This window comes from Pseudoalteromonas sp. B131b, assembly GCF_037162545.1.
Taxonomy (GTDB): Bacteria; Pseudomonadota; Gammaproteobacteria; order Enterobacterales; family Alteromonadaceae; genus Pseudoalteromonas; species Pseudoalteromonas fuliginea.
The window spans coordinates 3,498,198-3,515,260 of record NZ_JARLUZ010000001.1; the positions used below are offsets into that span (position 1 = coordinate 3,498,198).

The 17,063-nt window shown below is 37.7% G+C and carries 11 protein-coding genes and 3 pseudogenes; 8 read left to right on the forward strand and 6 right to left on the reverse strand.

The window, feature by feature from the left end; all coding sequences use genetic code 11:
• Nucleotides 1-153: 153 nt before the first annotated feature.
• Nucleotides 154-489 carry a ribonuclease E inhibitor RraB gene (locus tag P4S65_RS16090; RefSeq protein WP_007378192.1) on the forward strand — a complete coding sequence of 112 codons (336 nt, stop codon included), beginning with the start codon at nt 154-156 and terminating at the stop codon, nt 487-489.
• A gap of 44 nt (nt 490-533) precedes the next feature.
• Here the strand turns inward: P4S65_RS16090 and P4S65_RS16095 are convergent, their stop codons facing one another.
• The 5 genes and pseudogenes from P4S65_RS16095 to P4S65_RS16115 all read right to left on the reverse strand — a co-directional run bounded on the left by P4S65_RS16095 (nt 534) and on the right by P4S65_RS16115 (nt 8,827).
• The gene (locus P4S65_RS16095; protein ID WP_337120574.1) at nt 534-2,285 is read right to left on the reverse strand and encodes a DEAD/DEAH box helicase; all 1,752 of its coding nucleotides are present in this window, start codon (nt 2,283-2,285) and stop codon (nt 534-536) included.
• Between the two features lie 119 nt (nt 2,286-2,404).
• A complete protein-coding gene (locus P4S65_RS16100) occupies nt 2,405-2,707 on the reverse strand; it encodes an H-NS histone family protein (RefSeq protein WP_096793430.1) in 303 nt (100 codons plus the stop codon).
• A 172-nt stretch (nt 2,708-2,879) separates the two neighbouring features.
• Nucleotides 2,880-3,119, reverse strand: coding sequence for a hypothetical protein (locus P4S65_RS16105; RefSeq protein WP_096793431.1), 240 nt, complete (start codon nt 3,117-3,119; stop codon nt 2,880-2,882).
• Nucleotides 3,120-3,182: 63 nt separating this feature from the next.
• Nucleotides 3,183-6,068: a TonB-dependent receptor plug domain-containing protein gene (locus P4S65_RS16110; protein WP_096793432.1), complete on the reverse strand. Its 2,886-nt coding sequence runs from the start codon at nt 6,066-6,068 to the stop codon at nt 3,183-3,185.
• Between the two features lie 405 nt (nt 6,069-6,473).
• Nucleotides 6,474-8,827, reverse strand: a pseudogene (locus P4S65_RS16115) (DNA polymerase II).
• 60 nt (nt 8,828-8,887) lie between these two features.
• Between P4S65_RS16115 and dinG the strand changes: the two are divergent.
• The 7 genes and pseudogenes from dinG to P4S65_RS16150 all read left to right on the forward strand — a co-directional run bounded on the left by dinG (nt 8,888) and on the right by P4S65_RS16150 (nt 14,768).
• Nucleotides 8,888-10,963 (forward strand): ATP-dependent DNA helicase DinG, encoded by a 2,076-nt coding sequence (gene dinG, locus P4S65_RS16120; RefSeq protein WP_337120575.1) that lies wholly within the window; start codon nt 8,888-8,890, stop codon nt 10,961-10,963.
• Nucleotides 10,963-11,739 carry a sulfite exporter TauE/SafE family protein gene (locus P4S65_RS16125; RefSeq protein ID WP_096793434.1) on the forward strand — a complete coding sequence of 259 codons (777 nt, stop codon included), beginning with the start codon at nt 10,963-10,965 and terminating at the stop codon, nt 11,737-11,739. Before dinG ends, P4S65_RS16125 begins: the two co-directional genes overlap by 1 nt.
• Nucleotide 11,740: 1 nt before the next feature.
• Nucleotides 11,741-12,349 carry a primosomal replication protein gene (locus P4S65_RS16130; RefSeq protein ID WP_096793435.1) on the forward strand — a complete coding sequence of 203 codons (609 nt, stop codon included), beginning with the start codon at nt 11,741-11,743 and terminating at the stop codon, nt 12,347-12,349.
• Nucleotides 12,349-13,241: pseudogene (locus P4S65_RS16135) on the forward strand (histone deacetylase family protein). The gene P4S65_RS16130 and the pseudogene P4S65_RS16135 overlap by 1 nt, the downstream one beginning before the upstream one ends.
• Nucleotides 13,242-13,292: 51 nt before the next feature.
• Nucleotides 13,293-13,574 (forward strand): late competence development ComFB family protein, encoded by a 282-nt coding sequence (locus P4S65_RS16140; protein ID WP_008138519.1) that lies wholly within the window; start codon nt 13,293-13,295, stop codon nt 13,572-13,574.
• Nucleotides 13,558-13,710 carry a DUF2496 domain-containing protein gene (locus P4S65_RS16145; RefSeq protein WP_007378179.1) on the forward strand — a complete coding sequence of 51 codons (153 nt, stop codon included), beginning with the start codon at nt 13,558-13,560 and terminating at the stop codon, nt 13,708-13,710. Before P4S65_RS16140 ends, P4S65_RS16145 begins: the two co-directional genes overlap by 17 nt.
• Nucleotides 13,711-13,884: 174 nt before the next feature.
• Nucleotides 13,885-14,768 (forward strand): annotated as a pseudogene (locus P4S65_RS16150) (DMT family transporter).
• A gap of 43 nt (nt 14,769-14,811) precedes the next feature.
• Here the strand turns inward: P4S65_RS16150 and P4S65_RS16155 are convergent.
• On the reverse strand, nt 14,812-17,010 hold the full coding sequence (locus tag P4S65_RS16155) for an exonuclease domain-containing protein (protein ID WP_337120576.1): 2,199 nt from the start codon (nt 17,008-17,010) through the stop codon (nt 14,812-14,814).
• Between the last annotated feature and the right edge of the window lie 53 nt (nt 17,011-17,063).

Consider the following 17,063-nt stretch of genomic DNA (forward strand, 5'->3'; position numbering starts at 1 on the left):
GCCATAATGAGCAACACATTAACTTAATAACAATCTAACGCGTAAATTTAACTTTGAATAAATATCAGCATAATTAAAATTAGTACGCGTTAAGACAATATTTTAGTTACAATAGTGCCTACGAATAAAAAATTAATTTTAAATGAGTTTTTAATGCAATTCCCTGATGATGATAACGGCCAACTTTTAGCCGAAATAGCCGCTGCTGGCATTGATTTAAATAAAATGCACCAAGTCGATTTTTTTATTTTATTTGAACAAGAAGCCGATGCTGAAAAATTTGCTAAAGAAATAGTCTCTGATGCATTAGTTCAAAATGCTGAGCTTGAAAAATGTAAAGATACTGGCGTTTGGGAAGTAATCACTCAAGTACAAATGGTGCCAGAGCACACCCTTTTAGGACAAGCAGAGCAATACATTGAAAGCATTGCTAATAGCTTTAATGGATACGGTGATGGCTGGGGATTAATGGACGGTGACGAGGCTTAATTGCCTTTTAATTGTATTAGTCCAATGTACTCTATCAGTTAAGCTTAGCGGCTTAACTGATTTGCCTTTCTAAAACCCCCTTTATAGTCAAATAGCTTATCAGCTACTTTCCAACCATATTTTTTGCTTTTTCGTGCAATAACAAAATCCGGTGGTACTAATTCAAATTGTGCTTTTACTACTTGCTCTGCAGTTTTAAAATTAATAGGTGTTTGCCCAAGTCCTACTCGTAGACCAAATTGCTTATTAAATATAAATTGCCCGCCTTTATTTGCGAGGTTATATACCTCATCGCAACTTGCGCCATCTTCATCAAAATACGTTACTTTAATAAGTTCATCTTTAATTAGAGTTACTGATAACCCACTACATCGAAGCACAAGTGCGTCTTTTAAGTTTAATGCATTACGTAGCTTATCATCAGGGTCGGCCATTACCGCGCCGCAATCATGACATTGTCGTGCAGCAATATCATTTGGGGCACCGCACTGCTCACATTCTTTAAACCTAAAACGATAATCGCACTGCTCGTTATGGCCACTATCGTCCTCTAATAACCCTTTACAGCGCCTGCCAAAGTGCTCTATTACTTTTCCTGCAGAATCAGTTTTACCCCAAAATATATTCGCAAAACCACAGCCAGGACAAAGTACCTGCACAGGCTCGTTATCACTATCGCCTTTTTTATCGCCTACTTCTGGGTGAAATAAATTAAAACCATTGCCGGCATAATCGATTACTAAGCAATCTGTTTTTGATTCAGATAACCTGAGACCTCGCCCCACAATTTGTTGATATAAACTAACTGATTCTGTAGGTCGTAAAATAGCTATAAAGTCGACATGCGGGGCATCAAACCCTGTAGTTAATACCGATATATTAACTAAATACTTTAATTGCTTAGCTTTAAATTGCTTAATGATTTTATCGCGCTCAGTGTTTGGCGTATCACCTGTTATAAGTGCACTTTGATGAGCTGGTAGGTAGCTTAATATTTCCTGAGCATGCATTACCGTAGCGGCAAAAACCATAACACCTTCGCGCTCTTCACTGTATTGAATTACTTGCTGTAATATAGCTTTCGTTGCGCGCTCACTGTTTTTTAAAAGCGCATTCATATCATCAGTCGTATATTGCCCAAATGCATTGCTATCTAAGGACGAAAAATCATAATGGCTAATTGCTGCATCAACTTCGTTAGGCGGCGTTAAATAATTATGTTTGATCATATACCTGAGCGGCAATTCAAAAATACAACTTTTAAACGGGCTTTCTTTAGTCCCTTTAACAAAACCATGATAATGGTGGTGGTATATCCACCCCATTCCTAACCGATAAGGTGTTGCTGTTAAACCCAATACTTTTAACTGAGGGTTATACTCTTTTAAACTGTTTATTACTTTTCCGTACTGGCTTTTTTTATCCCCATTTACCCTGTGGCATTCATCAATAATAAGTAATGAATAATGCTCATTTAATTTATTTAAATTACGGGAAAGTGATTGCACACTGGCAAAGGTTACTTGATGGTTTAATGATTTTTCTTTTAAGCCTGCTGAAAATATACTCGCCTCTAAACCAAAACTTTTATATTTTTGCGAATTTTGCTCTACAAGCTCTTTTACATGAGCAAGCACTAATATTTTTTGCTTAGCAATACGGGCAAGTCCAGCTATAACCAAACTTTTACCTGCACCGGTTGGTAGGACAATAACGGCAGGATCATTACTCTTTCTAAAGTGTAAAACAGTTCGTTCTACGGCTTCTTGCTGGTAAGGTCTTAGTTTATAGCTCATGGGAAAACAAATAGGTTTGAGTGAGGAGATTTTAGCAAATAATAGCTAGGAGTTTTAAACTTTAATTATATTTTATTGAGGGATAAAAAGAGAAGTTTCGGCTTCTCTTATATTTAGCTTTAGGCTAAATAATTTTCAAGTTCAACACCTTCAAACGCTTTAGGGCGACGGCCACGGCCAGTCCATTCAATAGTCTCACCATTCAGTTCCATGCGGTACTTAGGCTTAACTTTGGTGCGTTTGTCAGATGCTCCATCTTGTAAATCTTCTAGCGTAAGTCCTTTTTCTTTTAAAAGTTCCAAAACTTCCTGTTTTGCTTTTTGTTGCTGGGTATATTTTGAAATTGCATCATTGATAAGCTGTTGAGCTTTTTCAAGCTCTGTTAATGATGCAGTTTTAATAAAAGATCGGACTTCTTTCATTTATATCTCTCTAAATTTATTTGGTTATGCTTGCTTATTATATTCTTGTTTATTATATGCTTGTTTACTAAATATAACTAGTAGCACAATTTTAATTATCTAACGAAATAATAAGTTAATATAAGCTGTCGCCACAAAGCATCCGCAAATAGATTTAATGTAAGTTATAGTTTTACGTCCTATCTTGGTAGATATTCCCTCTTTTATTTATTTCTCTCATAGCATCTTGGTTTTTCTTACGTTGTTCTTCAGCTAATTCTTTTGACATACAAGTCCGTTTTTTTATATTACTCCCAGTAACAGCTATTTTTTCACATACTAAATTTGAATTAGAGTTATCGTCCTTTGTTAGAGCTGTACAGCCACTTAGTAATAATAAATTGATACTTAATATACCTAACAACTTTTTCATTTCGATTTCCTTAAATTATAACGTCAATACTTATGTATTGACGTTATAATAAATAACAACTACTTAAAATTTAGCATGAAGTGTTAAATACAAATGACGACCTGTTGTATTGTAAGTACGAGGGTCTGTATTATCATTGAATCCTGTAGCTGCGTACGGAGGATCTTCGTCAAAGATATTATTAATACCAAATGTCGTTGTGTAGTTATCAAAGAAGTAACTAAAACGAGCATTATGAATAACTTGAGAGTCAACAGTCCTAATTACATCGTAAGAATCAAGAACACCTGCAACATTAACAGCTTCAGTTCTAAATGATGAATTAACATCAGCTAAATCTTCTGGATCAACATTTGTGAAGTTCTCTTCAACTTCACCAATATAACGCAGTGCATAAGTAGCAGACCAATTTTCTTGAGTTAACGAAACATTAAGGTTTGTTTTCCACTCAGGGAAGTTACCATCACCACTATTTCGACGGTAGTAGCCAGCATTTTGAAGCGTTGAACCATCAGCTTGAGTAATAGTGTAATCATCATAGTAAGTTGCATCTAAACTTGTTGATAATGAACCAATCGAAGTATCTGTAGTATAAGCAATATTGAAGTCATACCCTGATGATTCAACACCACCTACGTTAATATTTCTGTTATCAATATCGCTTGAATTACCAGCTAAAATACCAGATGTATAACGAGTGATTTGATCACAATAAGTACCGCTTTCGGCACACTTGTTTAAAATTAGCTGCTCACCTACAGAACTGATTGCATTTTCTAGTTCAATATCCCAGTAATCAATTGTGAAAGATAAACCATCAACAAACTCTGGGCTATAAACTACGCCAACTGTAAATATATCAGCTTCTTCTGGTTGTAAATCTGGGTTACCACCTAGAGTAGAAGATAACTGATCACCGATAGGTTCAAAACCAGCTGCTGGAACACCATCAGCTATACAGAACGATGTTGGGTTTGTAGCACATGGATCCGAAACTTCAGGGCTATTATCTGATGCACCTGAGAACAGGTCAGAAGTAGAAGGAGCTCTAAATGCAGTAGATGATGTTCCACGGAACATCAGGCCATCCATAGGAGACCACTTAATGCCTACTTTATGGTTTGTAGTATCACCAAAAGTGTCATAATCAGAATAGCGAATTGCTAAATCTAACTCTAATACCTTAGCAAAAGGTGCGTCATATAATAGTGGTACATTAAACTCAGCATAAGCTTCATCTACTGTGTAGCTACCTGATGTTTCTTGACGACTAGAACCAGATGTAATTCCTAATGCAATTAGAGCATCAGGGAAGTCACCACCTTTTTCTTCACGGTGCTCAAGACCAAATGCCATACCTAAACTACCAGCAGGTAATTCGAATGCACTACCGAATACGCTACCACTAATAATTTGCTGTTCATTTGAACCAAAGTCATGTGCTTCAAACGAAATAAAATCTAACATATCTTGGGTAACTTGAGTATCAGTTCCTGGGATACCAAATACATTTAGTGATGTACAACCTACGATAGGATTATCTACAGTCCCACATACAATACTTCCATCAGTATCTTGGAACGAAGGACCTACAGCTTGTGTAACTTTTTCAAAGTTTACGCCGCCAGCTCGTTTAGTTGTAGAATCACTTGAACCAAAGATGTATGAAACTTCATAGCCCCAATCATCGTTAATATCACCTTCAAAACCAACTACAGCACGAACAGTATCAACGCGGAATTGAGTATCTCGACCACCAGTTTCAACCATACGACGACGCCAATCAGATATTTCTACTGTGTCACCATTACGATCTTTAGGACCAAACTGTTGATTGTAGTAATTATCCGCAGAATAATTTGCATCAGTCACACCAAAGAATGCAAGCGGTGCTAATGGTAATGGAGCAAGCTTAGTATCAGAAATTCGGCGGTTTAAGCTAATTTCAGAAAAGAAACGAGCATGTTCAGAAAATTCATAATTACTTTGTACAAATATACCGTAGCGCTCTGCTGGCGTTAAATGGAAGTTAACAGGGGCAAAGTTATATGCATCTTTGCTTCCGTAACAATCATAGCCTGTTGGGTTAGCAAAGTCACTTGGATCTGATTGACCTGGTCCATTAGCTGCACCGTGAGTAAACGTAGAACAATCTTCACCAGCAATTGAGCCATCAATGCCACCATAACGGCCCCAAGGTCCCGCAGATGAACCACCTTTAGAAATTTCGCCAGTGTGATCCATATCTAATGAAAATTTAGACCAATCACGATCGCCAGAAGACTGAGAGCCCTGCTGAACATAGTAAGCGCTGGCTACAACGCCACCTTTGTCGTTTGTTAAACCAACAGTAAAGTCATAGCTTTTAGTTTCACCATCACCGCCATGCGTTGACGCGTCATAGCTTGCTGTAGCTTCAAAGCCTTCAAAGTCATCACGTGTGATAATGTTAACCACGCCGCCAATTGCATCTGAACCATAGATTGCAGAAGCACCGTCTTTGAGGACTTCAACACGTTTAATAATTGCTGTAGGTATTGTACTTAAATCTACAGAAGAGTTAGCACCACTTCCTGATGCAACCATACGACGGCCATTTAGGAGTATCAGGGTTCTTGAAGAACCTAACCCACGTAAAGAAACACGAACTGCACCTGAACCACCATTATTAACTGCTGCATTTGTACCAGCGCCAGCTACTGAAGGGATTTCTTGAAGAATATCACCAACGTTACTGATACCTGAAGTAACAAGATCATCACGAGAAATTATTTGTACAGGATTCGCACCTTCCATATCCGTTCTTTTAATTCGTGAGCCAGTAACTTCTATTCGTTCTACTTTTCCTGCACCCTCTGCTGCCATGGTACTTGCTGAAAATGCAGCTGTTGATGCTGCACCAAAAGCAATCGCTAAGCGAACAGCTTTTGTTACTTGATTATTTAACATTTGATTCTCCCAAGAATACATTTTATTAATTATAATTTTCAATCTAACGTGATGGCAAAGTGTTACAAAACGCTACAATTGTGTAATGAATGATAATACCAGTGAAACAACAACGTCAACAATCAATTAACCTTAAACCCTTTTAAATTACAAAAAAAGCTTAGACACACAATTAAATATCAATCACTTAGAAAAACACAAATTCGTAACCTGCTGTTTTAAAGGAATAAAAAAATAAGTAAAAAGGTTCAATTTAAATTACATAAAACAGGGAATTATTAACAAAACAACATGAGGGAATCCTAAGTTTTAACAAAAAAAGAGAAAAACACTTCATCCCATATCAGAGTAGGTTAAATTTCATACAAAAAATATGACTATTTAAATACGAAAACTGTAAAGTAATTATAAAAATGAAAGTTGAGCCCCTTGATATTCAATTTCTTTCAAATTCAAGGCATCAAGTACCATTTGAGCGATAGGTGTTAGCTGTTTTTGTATGTAAACCGAATAATTAAAATTATTTGAACCATTGTATAATTGCGCCCCATCATCAGAATAAACATATTCAATAATTTGACCTCGTTTAATTTCAAAATCAGGATTACTAGCTTTATACTTTTTAATCGCTTGCACTTGGGGAGGAACATTTTTTACGTAATCATTTAGATTTTGTCCTAACTTTTTACGGTATATTAACTTTTCATCGAATTCACCTGCGAACAATCTTTTGGTGTAGTCACTTATAATCTCGTGAAGTTGTTTTATTTCAAATTTTTCATTAAATAAAGTTTTGAATAACTCTTTTTGAAACTCTTGTGCAAATTCGGTCCAATCACTGCGTACGGTTTCCATTCCTTTAAATATAAGTTCAGGCATCCCATTTTTTATAATTTGTCCTACGTAACGTTTTTTTGAACCCGTTTTTTTACCTCTTATTGTTGGCATAAAGAATGGGCTATAGTGGGTTTCAAACTCTATTTCTAAATAACTAGTAAGCCCAAAACGGTCTTTAATATCGCAGCTCCATTTATTATTAATATAGATCGTTAAATCTTTGCCTATTTGATTGCAACTCAGAGCACTTAGCTGATCGTCAGCTTTTACAAAAATAGAGTCTGTATCGCCATAAATTACTTCATAACCTAACGTTTCAATCCATTTACGGGTTGTTTGCATAATTTCATGCCCACGTAATGTTATTGAACTCGATAATCTTGGATCATAAAATCGACACCCTTTAGAGCCAAGTACGCCGTATAAGCTGTTCATTATTATTTTTATAGCTTGCGATAACATTGGCTGATTTGTGTCTTTTGCCCTTTGCCGTGTATGTGTTAAATGCTTAATTAACGACGGTAAGTGGTGTTCATTTCGTGAAAAAACGGCTTCATTAAACCCTTCAATTGCATTTTCAGGTGAGTCTAACCCTTTAATAAGCCCAAGAGGGTCAATACAAAAAGTTCGCATAATTGAGGGATATAAGCTTTTAAAATCTAAAACAAGTATATTCTTATAAAGCCCAGGCACTGACTCCATTACATAACCACCGGGGCTTTCAAAAGATAAACCGTGATCGCCTAAATTTGGCGCAACATACCCGCTGCGATGTAGTAATGGCAAATATAAGTTAGTAAATGCAGCAACCGAGCCGCCCATTCGCTCAAGCTCAAGACCGGTTAACTGAGTCCTCACTATTGCAAATTCAAAGAGTTGTAACTCTGCAAAAATCCTCTTAACGAGTATACAATCTTGTCGGTTATAAGCTGCTAAGTTGAGCTTATCTTCATTAAATTGACGAACAATTTCACTTAAACGATTATCTGCCTGAATTAGTTTAGATTCACCAAGGACTTTATAAGAAATATTCGCAAGCGAATAGTTATCAAAGTGATAAGTGGCATTTTTTAAGGTATCAATGCCATCTATAACGCTTCGCCCAGGTAAGGTGAGGCGAGTGTAATGCCCTGTTTTTATATTTAAAGGCTGCTGATCTCGGCCAAAATTAAGCGTTACCCCTAGTGCCTCTGCCCTAGAGTTTAACACTGTAAAATCAAATTCAATGACATTCCAACCCACAATAATGTCAGGATCATTATTATTGATATACTGCTGTAGCTTTTGTAGTAGATTAATCTCGTCAAAGCACCAATCAATATTAAATGGCTGATTATGCTGTTGAGGCTCACCAATCATTAATACAGTATCAAGGCCATTTCCTACCAGCCCAACCGAAAACAATACGCCCTCACCATTACACTCAATATCTAATGAAAGCGATTTCAGCGTGGGTGTATATTCAGGGCTCGCTTTTAATTTAGCATTGCTAATTAAAATAAAGCCGTTTTTTTGAGATACTTCACCCGTAACCCATACACCACCTTTAATAAAACGTTCCATTAAAAAACGATCGCTGTGGCGTATATCCGCTTCGTATATACTTATGTGCTTTTCAAGTAATGTGCGTGCTTTGTAAAGGTTACTTACATCATTAAAATAACAGCCTATGCACACAACACCACTAAAATGGCGCATTTCTACCGTTTTAAAATTAACACTTATATTTTCTTTATTTAATATGCTTTGTGCAAAATTGTGTTCATCTTGTGGGATAAAAAAACAGCTTGCTGGTTTTCAATTAGTACTTTAATTGGGCCATTGTCAGATACGAGCCAGTAGCAAAGCGTGATCCCACGCTTACTCTTAGGCGAGTATTGTTGCCTTGATAAAATAAAGCCCTGATAGATTGCTTGTGTCAACGTACGATCCCACTTAATATATACACTGTAATTATATACATACTTTAGGTAAATCATCCCATGCTTTCTGACTCACTAAAAAAAACAATTAGGCAAGTACACCAGCATGTGGCTAATAACCTAAACGATTATCGCCCTCGAAGTAGCCAAAACTACCTTGTTGCCGAAATAGCAAAAACACTCGCAGGCGACTATCACAAAAAACAACGCATATGTGTTATTGAAGCAGGCACCGGTACAGGTAAGTCTCTTGCCTATTGTTTAGGTGCATTACCACTGGCCTTGGCACAAAAAAAGAAACTGGTTATTTCGACTGCTACCGTTGCACTGCAAGAACAATTAATAGCAAAAGAGCTCCCGTTTTTTAAAAAGCATTCAGGCCTCGACTTTAAATTTGATTTGGTAAAAGGTCGTCATCGTTATATTTGCGCTCACAAACTACACAATGCTGTTAATGGCGATAGCCAAACACAAATGGATTTTATGCCATCGCTTGCTTCACCACTGAGCGCAATGGAAACCAAGTGTTTAAATGAGCTATATAACGCCTATGTTAATAAAAAATGGCAAGGCGATAGAGACAGCTGGGCCGATACTGTACCCGATAGAGTGTGGAACTTAATAGCCTGCGATAAACATTCATGCCAACGCCAAATGAAGGCCCATCAAACGTGTCCGTTTCAACTTGCCCGTAATCAATTAATGCAAATGGATGTACTGGTAATTAATCACTCTTTGTTACTTGCCGATTTAGACTTAGGCGGCGGTAAAATTTTACCAGAGCCCGACAACACCATTTACGTTATTGATGAAGCGCACCATTTAGCACATATAACACGCGATTTTTCATCTGCTGCTGCCACAATAAAAGGCACAATAGAATGGCTTGATAAGCTCACTAAGTTTAGCGGGAAAATGGCGAAGGTCTTAGTGGGGCAAAGAGCTATTGGGCAAAACTTTAAACTTTGCGACAGTATTAATGACGCAAATAAAGATTTAAAAGTAGTTCGCGATATTCTTGATAATGCCGACTTTGAATACTCAAAAGACGATACTTACCGCTTTGAACACGGTGAAATCCCAGAATCGCTGCACAGTAAAGCTAAAGACATAAGCGAAGCCACACAAGATGCACTGCGCTGTTTAAACAAAATGCACGACACCCTTACCCAAGATGTAAGCGACGGCGATATAAAACCTTACGTTGCCGACCCAATACTAGGCGAAAGTGGCCAATACATAAACCGGTTAGAACAACTAAACAAACTTTGGTTTAGTTACGCAAAAAAGGGTGAAGGTACACCTCATGCACGGTGGATAAAACGTCTTGAATATAAAAGCCATCACGACCACTTGTTAAGCGACTGCCCTATTGAAGTCGGTTACTACTTAAAAGATAAATTGTGGCGAGAATGCGCGGGCGCTGTTTTATGCTCTGCTACATTAAGTGCACTGGGCTCGTTTGATCACTTTGCTTACGAAACAGGGCTTGCTAAAGAAGAAGGCGTTAAATTTATTAAAGTACCTTCTCCTTTTGATTACCCAAAACAAGCCACTTTACGTATTCCGGTATCAAAAGTAGAACCTACCGATAAAGACTTTAGTGACCACTTAGCTAAAACATTGCCAGAGTACCTAAATGATAAAAAAGCGAACCTTGTACTATTCGCTTCTTACTGGCAAATGGACCACGTAACAAAGTTTCTTAGAACAAAAGGTTTTAACTTATTAGTACAAGGTGAGATGTCGCGAGAAGCGTTGCTTAAATTACACACCAAAAATGTAGACGAAGGCAAAGGCAGTATTTTATTTGGAACCCAGAGTCTTTCGGAAGGCCTTGATTTACCTGGTAAATATTTAGAGAACTTAATAATCACTAAAATTCCGTTTGCTGTACCTACTTCGCCGATAGAAGAAGCGCAAGCAGAATTTGTACAAAGCAAAGGTGGTAACCCGTTTTTAACGATTACCGTGCCAGACGCCGCAAAGAAATTGGTACAAAGCTGTGGTAGACTGCTGCGAAAAGAGAGTGATGAAGGCTGTATTACTATTCTCGATAGGCGCTTAGTTACTAAGCGATACGGTAAAGCCATGCTCGACACCCTACCACCTTTTAAAAGACAAATAGATTATTAATGTTTGAACTCGCACTCGATCCAACAACCTGGGCTGTTTTATGTGCTGTTGCACTTGCCGCAGGTTTTATAGACGCTATCGCCGGTGGCGGTGGCATGTTAACTGTACCCGCTTTATTAACTGCTGGTTTGCCTCCACATTTAACATTAGGCACCAATAAATTAGCAGCAAGCTTTGGCTCGTTAACGGCAAGCTATACATACTATAAAAAGAACTTATTTAGTCCTAAGTTTTGGGCAGCCTCTATTATTGCTACCGCAATAGGTGCATTGATAGGTACTGTTATTGTTGATCATTTAAGTATCGACTTTTTAAATAAACTACTCCCAATTATTATTATTTTAGTTGCCGCTTATAGTTTATTTGGTAATTTAAGTACCACCGAAGGTGATAAACTTCCTAAACTAAACAAAGCGATGAAAATAAAACAGTGGTTACAGGGTTTATTATTAGGCTTTTTTGATGGTTTAGCAGGCCCAGGTACGGGTACTTTTTGGACAGCCTCCAATGGCATGCTTTACAAAATGAACCTGCTACTCAATTGTGGTCTAGCGCGTTCAATGAACTTTGTTTCTAACTTTATATCGTTGATAACCTTTGTAGCACTCGGCCATGTAAACTTTTTACTTGGCATAACAATGGGCTTTTTTATTATGCTAGGCGCATGGCTTGGCGCGCATTCAGCAATCCGCTTTGGCAGCAAATTTATTCGTCCAGTCTTTAATACTATGGTTATACTTTTAGCATTAAAACTAATTTACGAGGCTTACTTTTAATATGCATTCAATGGCTTTAGATAAACTACGCCAACAAGTTACAACGCTAAAACAACAAGCTGAGCAATTTGATAAAGCTAAACTTTTTTCTAAAAACCGTTACATGCAAGCGCAACCTAGCTTGTTTGACCGCGCAGTTTTTAGCACAAAGAGCATGAACCTAGTCGATTACGTAATAGAAATAGAAGATGAAGTGTCAAGATTACCGCCAAGTGAGCATCGCCATGCTTATACCTACGCGCTTGAACGTATTGCAGCTCAAGTACAAGCTGTATTCAACGTTATTAAATCAACGCCTATTTGGGTTAAAGAAAACAAAAGCCATTATAAACCACGCCCTAAGCAAACTGTTTACAAGCAAGCGGTACAAAAAATAATGCAATCGTCGCATGAGCTTTACGACGAATTAAAACAAAACCATGAGTTTGAACGCCGTTTAGTGCTCATGATTGAAGAGCGAAAAATGCAAATGGATAAAGCCTCGCCTGCTAAAGCACAAAAGCTTAACCTTGAAATATTAAGCACACACGCTCGATTAGGCCGCTGCAGAAAAGCAATTTCTGCCACCGAAGATAAAATTCAACAAGTCGAAAAACAACAATTACGCTAATGCAGCTTTTTTACCACCCGCTATATTCTGCTTTAACGCTTCCTGAGCGCCATCGTTTTCCAATACAAAAATACCAAAAGCTCAAAGCAGAAATTGAAGGACTAGGCTTAACGCCCAATAATTTTACTTCACCTATAAAAGCAACGCCTGCTCAGCTTTCGCTGTGCCATAATCAAACTTATATAAATAACTTTTTAAACGGCACGCTTAGCAATAAAGCCATAAAAAAATGGGCTTTCCTTATTCAAATGAATTGGTAGAGCGCACACTACTATCAGTTGGGGCAAGCATCCAAAGTAGTGAACACGCGCTAAAACATGGTTTTTCGGCTAATTTAAGTGGTGGCTATCATCATGCATACAGTGATTACGGTAGCGGTTTTTGTATTTTTAACGATCTAGCTATTGCAGCAGCACATTTAATAAATACAGAGCAAGCCGACACTGTTTTAATTTTTGATTGCGACGTACACCAAGGCGATGGCACAGCACAAATCACTCAAAATCATGACCAAATTATTACGTGCTCAATTCATTGTGAGCAAAATTTCCCTCGTAATAAACAGCAATCCACTTACGATTTTGCATTACCCGCTAAAACAACCGACGCTGAGTACCTCACTACATTAAAACAAGCACTCGATTTTTGCGTGCGTATTCATAACCCCGATATTATTTTATATAATGCTGGCGCAGATATTTACGAAAAAGATGAGTTAGGGCTATTAAATGTATCGCTCAATGGCGTATATAAACGTGACTTTTTTGTTCTCAATTTTTGTAAACAACAGAAAATACCACTCATGTGCAGCCTTGGCGGTGGTTATCAACGTAATTTAACCTCATTAGTTAATGTACATAAACAACTATTTAAAGCCGCTATCGATTTATAGTAAGCCTTGGTATAAACTCAATTAAATGGATTAACAAAGAGTGATAGGAATATGCGATTACATGACGATATACACAACTTTTACGAAAAAATTGTTCTAGAAGAAATAATTAAAAGAAAACTTGATGGACAATACAACGAAGATGTAATGGCTGACTTTTGCTGTACTGTACTAAACCAACTGCCACCAAGATATATTCGCTATGACGTAGACATGGCATTTTACTTACCACAAGCCGAACGTACACATATGGAAGAACGCGTACAAACTGCGATTGATGTGGCTATTAGTCAAATTTCTAAAAAGAAAAAGCACCATGACCAACCCACTTGATCAAGCTCCAACATACATTAAACTTGCAGTAGATTTAATTATGATATTAGAGCAACACGATGTTGCTCCAGAAGAAGTACTAAAAGCACTTGAAATAGTTAAAAGCGACTTTGAAAAGAAGCGAACCGAAAGTTAACTTTATTTAGCATGCTCAATTGGATAGGTAGTTACAGTCTCTTCGTATTTCTCATAATTAACTTTTCTTTATTAACCTTGGTTTATTATTTTTATGTGTCAGTTCCGAATATGGCTTACACCATTTATAAACCCTGTTACTCTAAAAGCTAACCAGTATAATTAAAGTACTATCATGACCTTAGCAAGCTTACTACGATTGTTTTTTTGGCCGCTATTTGGGGCGCTTCTTTTTTATTTATGCGAATGGCAGCTAACAGCTTGGGGCCTGCAGTATTAATTGAGTTTAGAGTAGGCTTTGCTGCAGTTACTTTATTTATTGTTGCTTTGTATTTAAAACGCCGTTTAGCGTTTATCCAGCATAAAAAACACTTTTTTATTATAGGCGCGTTTAATTCTGCTCTGCCGTTTTTATTTTTTGCTTACGCAGCCCAAACTATTAGTGCATCCACACTCTCTATTTTAAATTCTACAACACCAATATGGGGTGTTGTAGTTGGAATTTTATGGACAAAAACAAAGCCCACAAAAAGTATGGTGCTTGGTTTACTGCTTGGTTTGATAGGTGTTGCAATACTTGTTGGGCAAAATCATTTTGTATTAAATAGCCAATCAATTTTAGCCATAGTAGCAGCATTAAGCGCATCACTTTGCTATGCCATTGCATCGCATTACACTAAAAACGCGCCTAAACTGGCCCCATTTGATAACGCCCATGGCTCAATGTGGGCTTCAAGCTTTATGGTATTACCGCTTATCTTATTTATGCCAATACGAGAAATACCAAGCACCAACGTTATGCTAGGTGTACTCGTATTAGGAGTAGTGTGTACCGCACTTGCTTATATTTTATTTTTTAAATTAATCGACGATATAGGCCCTACCTCGGCGTTAACAGTCACGTTTTTAATTCCACTATTTGGCATTTTTTGGGGGCATTTAATTTTAGATGAGCAAATTGGGCCAAATACGTTACTCGGCGCATTATTTGTAATTATAGGTACGATGCTTGTAACTGGATTTTTACCACGAAAAAAACACTTAGCTAAAGTAAGCTAAGTGCTTAAAATTGCATACTACTTCTTGCGTCAAGATTTACTGCTTATTCACTAATTTGGGATTGCTGAATAAGTAACAACAACTCAGCAGTAGCGGTTGCATCGGCCAATGCGCGGTGATGGCTCGTTAAATTTAAATTAAAATGCGATGAGAGATTGCCAAGCGAGTACGACTTTAAGCCTTTAAACGCTTTGCGCGATTCAACCACGGTGCACATTTTTGGCATTTTAAAAAAGTGCCCTGCAACCTCGCATTCTTTTTTAATAAAGCCGTAGTCAAAGTTCACGTTATGGGCTACAAAAATACTGCCTGCGAGTTTATCTAATAGCGGCTTAACTATATCGGCAAATACAGGCGCGTTGTAAACCATACTGTCGCTAATACCGGTTAATGACGTAATAAAGCCAGGTATATGGCGCTCGGGGTTAACTAAGCTCGTCCAAGTGTCAATTACTTTACCGTATTGCACTTTTACAAGGCCTATTTCGGTAATACGGTTACCGCCTTTTAAGCCGCCAGTGGTTTCTATATCAACGATACTGTAAACACGGTTTGGATCTACAAACCATTTAACCGCAGCAATATGTACTGTAAAGCCCACATTTTTTAAATTATCAATAGTTGTAAGTTGGTTGCGCCTAAGCTTATCCCCCGGGGCTTTTACCTCTTCAAAATGTACTTGGCCATTATTAATGACCATTAAGTCGGGATAGCCGTCTTTTAACTGCAAATAGTGTTTGCTCATGGCTGTTAAGTGCGCTATTAGCGCCTTAATAGGGCTGTTTAAAATAAGCGCCTCTAGTGGCTCTAATAAATTGCTGCGCCATCTAAACAAACCGTTAGGTTGCTCAAAGTATTGCGCTGCATGTTTGCATACTAAATTAAGTAATGCTTGCGACGTTTGGCACTGCGCTAAGAGCTCATTTATCTGTGTTTGCTGCGCTTCATAAAAATTACCAAGCCTTAATACTTGCGGATAAATATCAAACTCATTACATGGCGGATAAGGCGACTCCACAAATAACTCATGCCAAAATACTAAACCAAACAAACTTTGCCAAAGCGTGTTTTCGGTATTAAATACAGCCATACCTTGGCGAGTATAATAATCGTTTACGCCCTGCTCTACTTCTCCTCTGTACAGTTCATCTATTTCTAGCACGCATTGGGTGTCGGCAAGCATGGCACTTAAACGCGAACGTGTTTTTTTATTAAACTTACGCATTAAAAAATCGTCAGCAAAATACAGTAAATCATCAGTGAGCGGGTTTTCGATAATGGCTTCTAATCGAGCTTTTACCCACTCTTTATTGCCAAGCCTGTATTGCTCTCTTATTTGAATTTCTTGTGCTTCGCTATCATCCTCGCACCCTTCAAGTAAGCTAAAAGCAAGTTTGCTATCAACTGTTTTTAGCTGCCTATAAAGCCTAACTAATAGTTTGTTTTTTAATACAACGGCTATTGCACCATGTGCAGCTTGCACTAAAACCTGCGACGCTAAAGCAACATAGTCGCTCTCATCTGTTATATTTTTAAATGCTAACCGGTAACGGTTTAATAAATAGTTTGATTGCGCTTCGTCAAGTGTTTCAAAACGCGACAAGCTCTCGCTGTGTCCTTCGCGCGTAGCGGTTAAGCCTAAGTCTCGCATTACAAAACGGTTTTGATGATTCACATCACCACCGCTTAGTTTGCCTGCAAATAAAAACTCAAAATACTCGTAGTAATCACTGCGGTTATTAATTACATACTGGCTATAAAGTGGCGCAAGCTCTTGTGGGCACGCTTTAAAAAACTCACGTGCAATATCCACCAGCTCGCCTTTAGCGGCGCTCTTTTTAAAGCTTATTTGCTCACTGTAATTACTTAGCAACTCAACCAAAGAAGGCTTAGTTAAGTGCGCTAAAAGCTGCGAATAATGCTGCTCGTTTGGCTCAAATAAAATACCCGCTTTTTTTAGCGTATAAATAGCCTGATGCGGCGAGGTTATTTCTTCATAATTAAGCGATTGCGCCTGCACTAAATAAGGCTTTCGCGAGTACACACGCGCCAACATGCATTGGCTTTGCTCATCTAGCTGATTAATTTTACTAATAAATTCGCTGTGTTTGGGCTCAAGTAAATGCATACATTTACTTGTTACAAACTCAATAAGCTCTCTAAAATGCGCTAAATAGTATTTTGCTGGTAATTCTTTTTTCATAACATCGCCACAACTGTATATAAAAACAGTATCCAGCATTTATGCTTATTATTCAATCTTAAACTTGTAACTAAAACACGCTATAGTGAGCT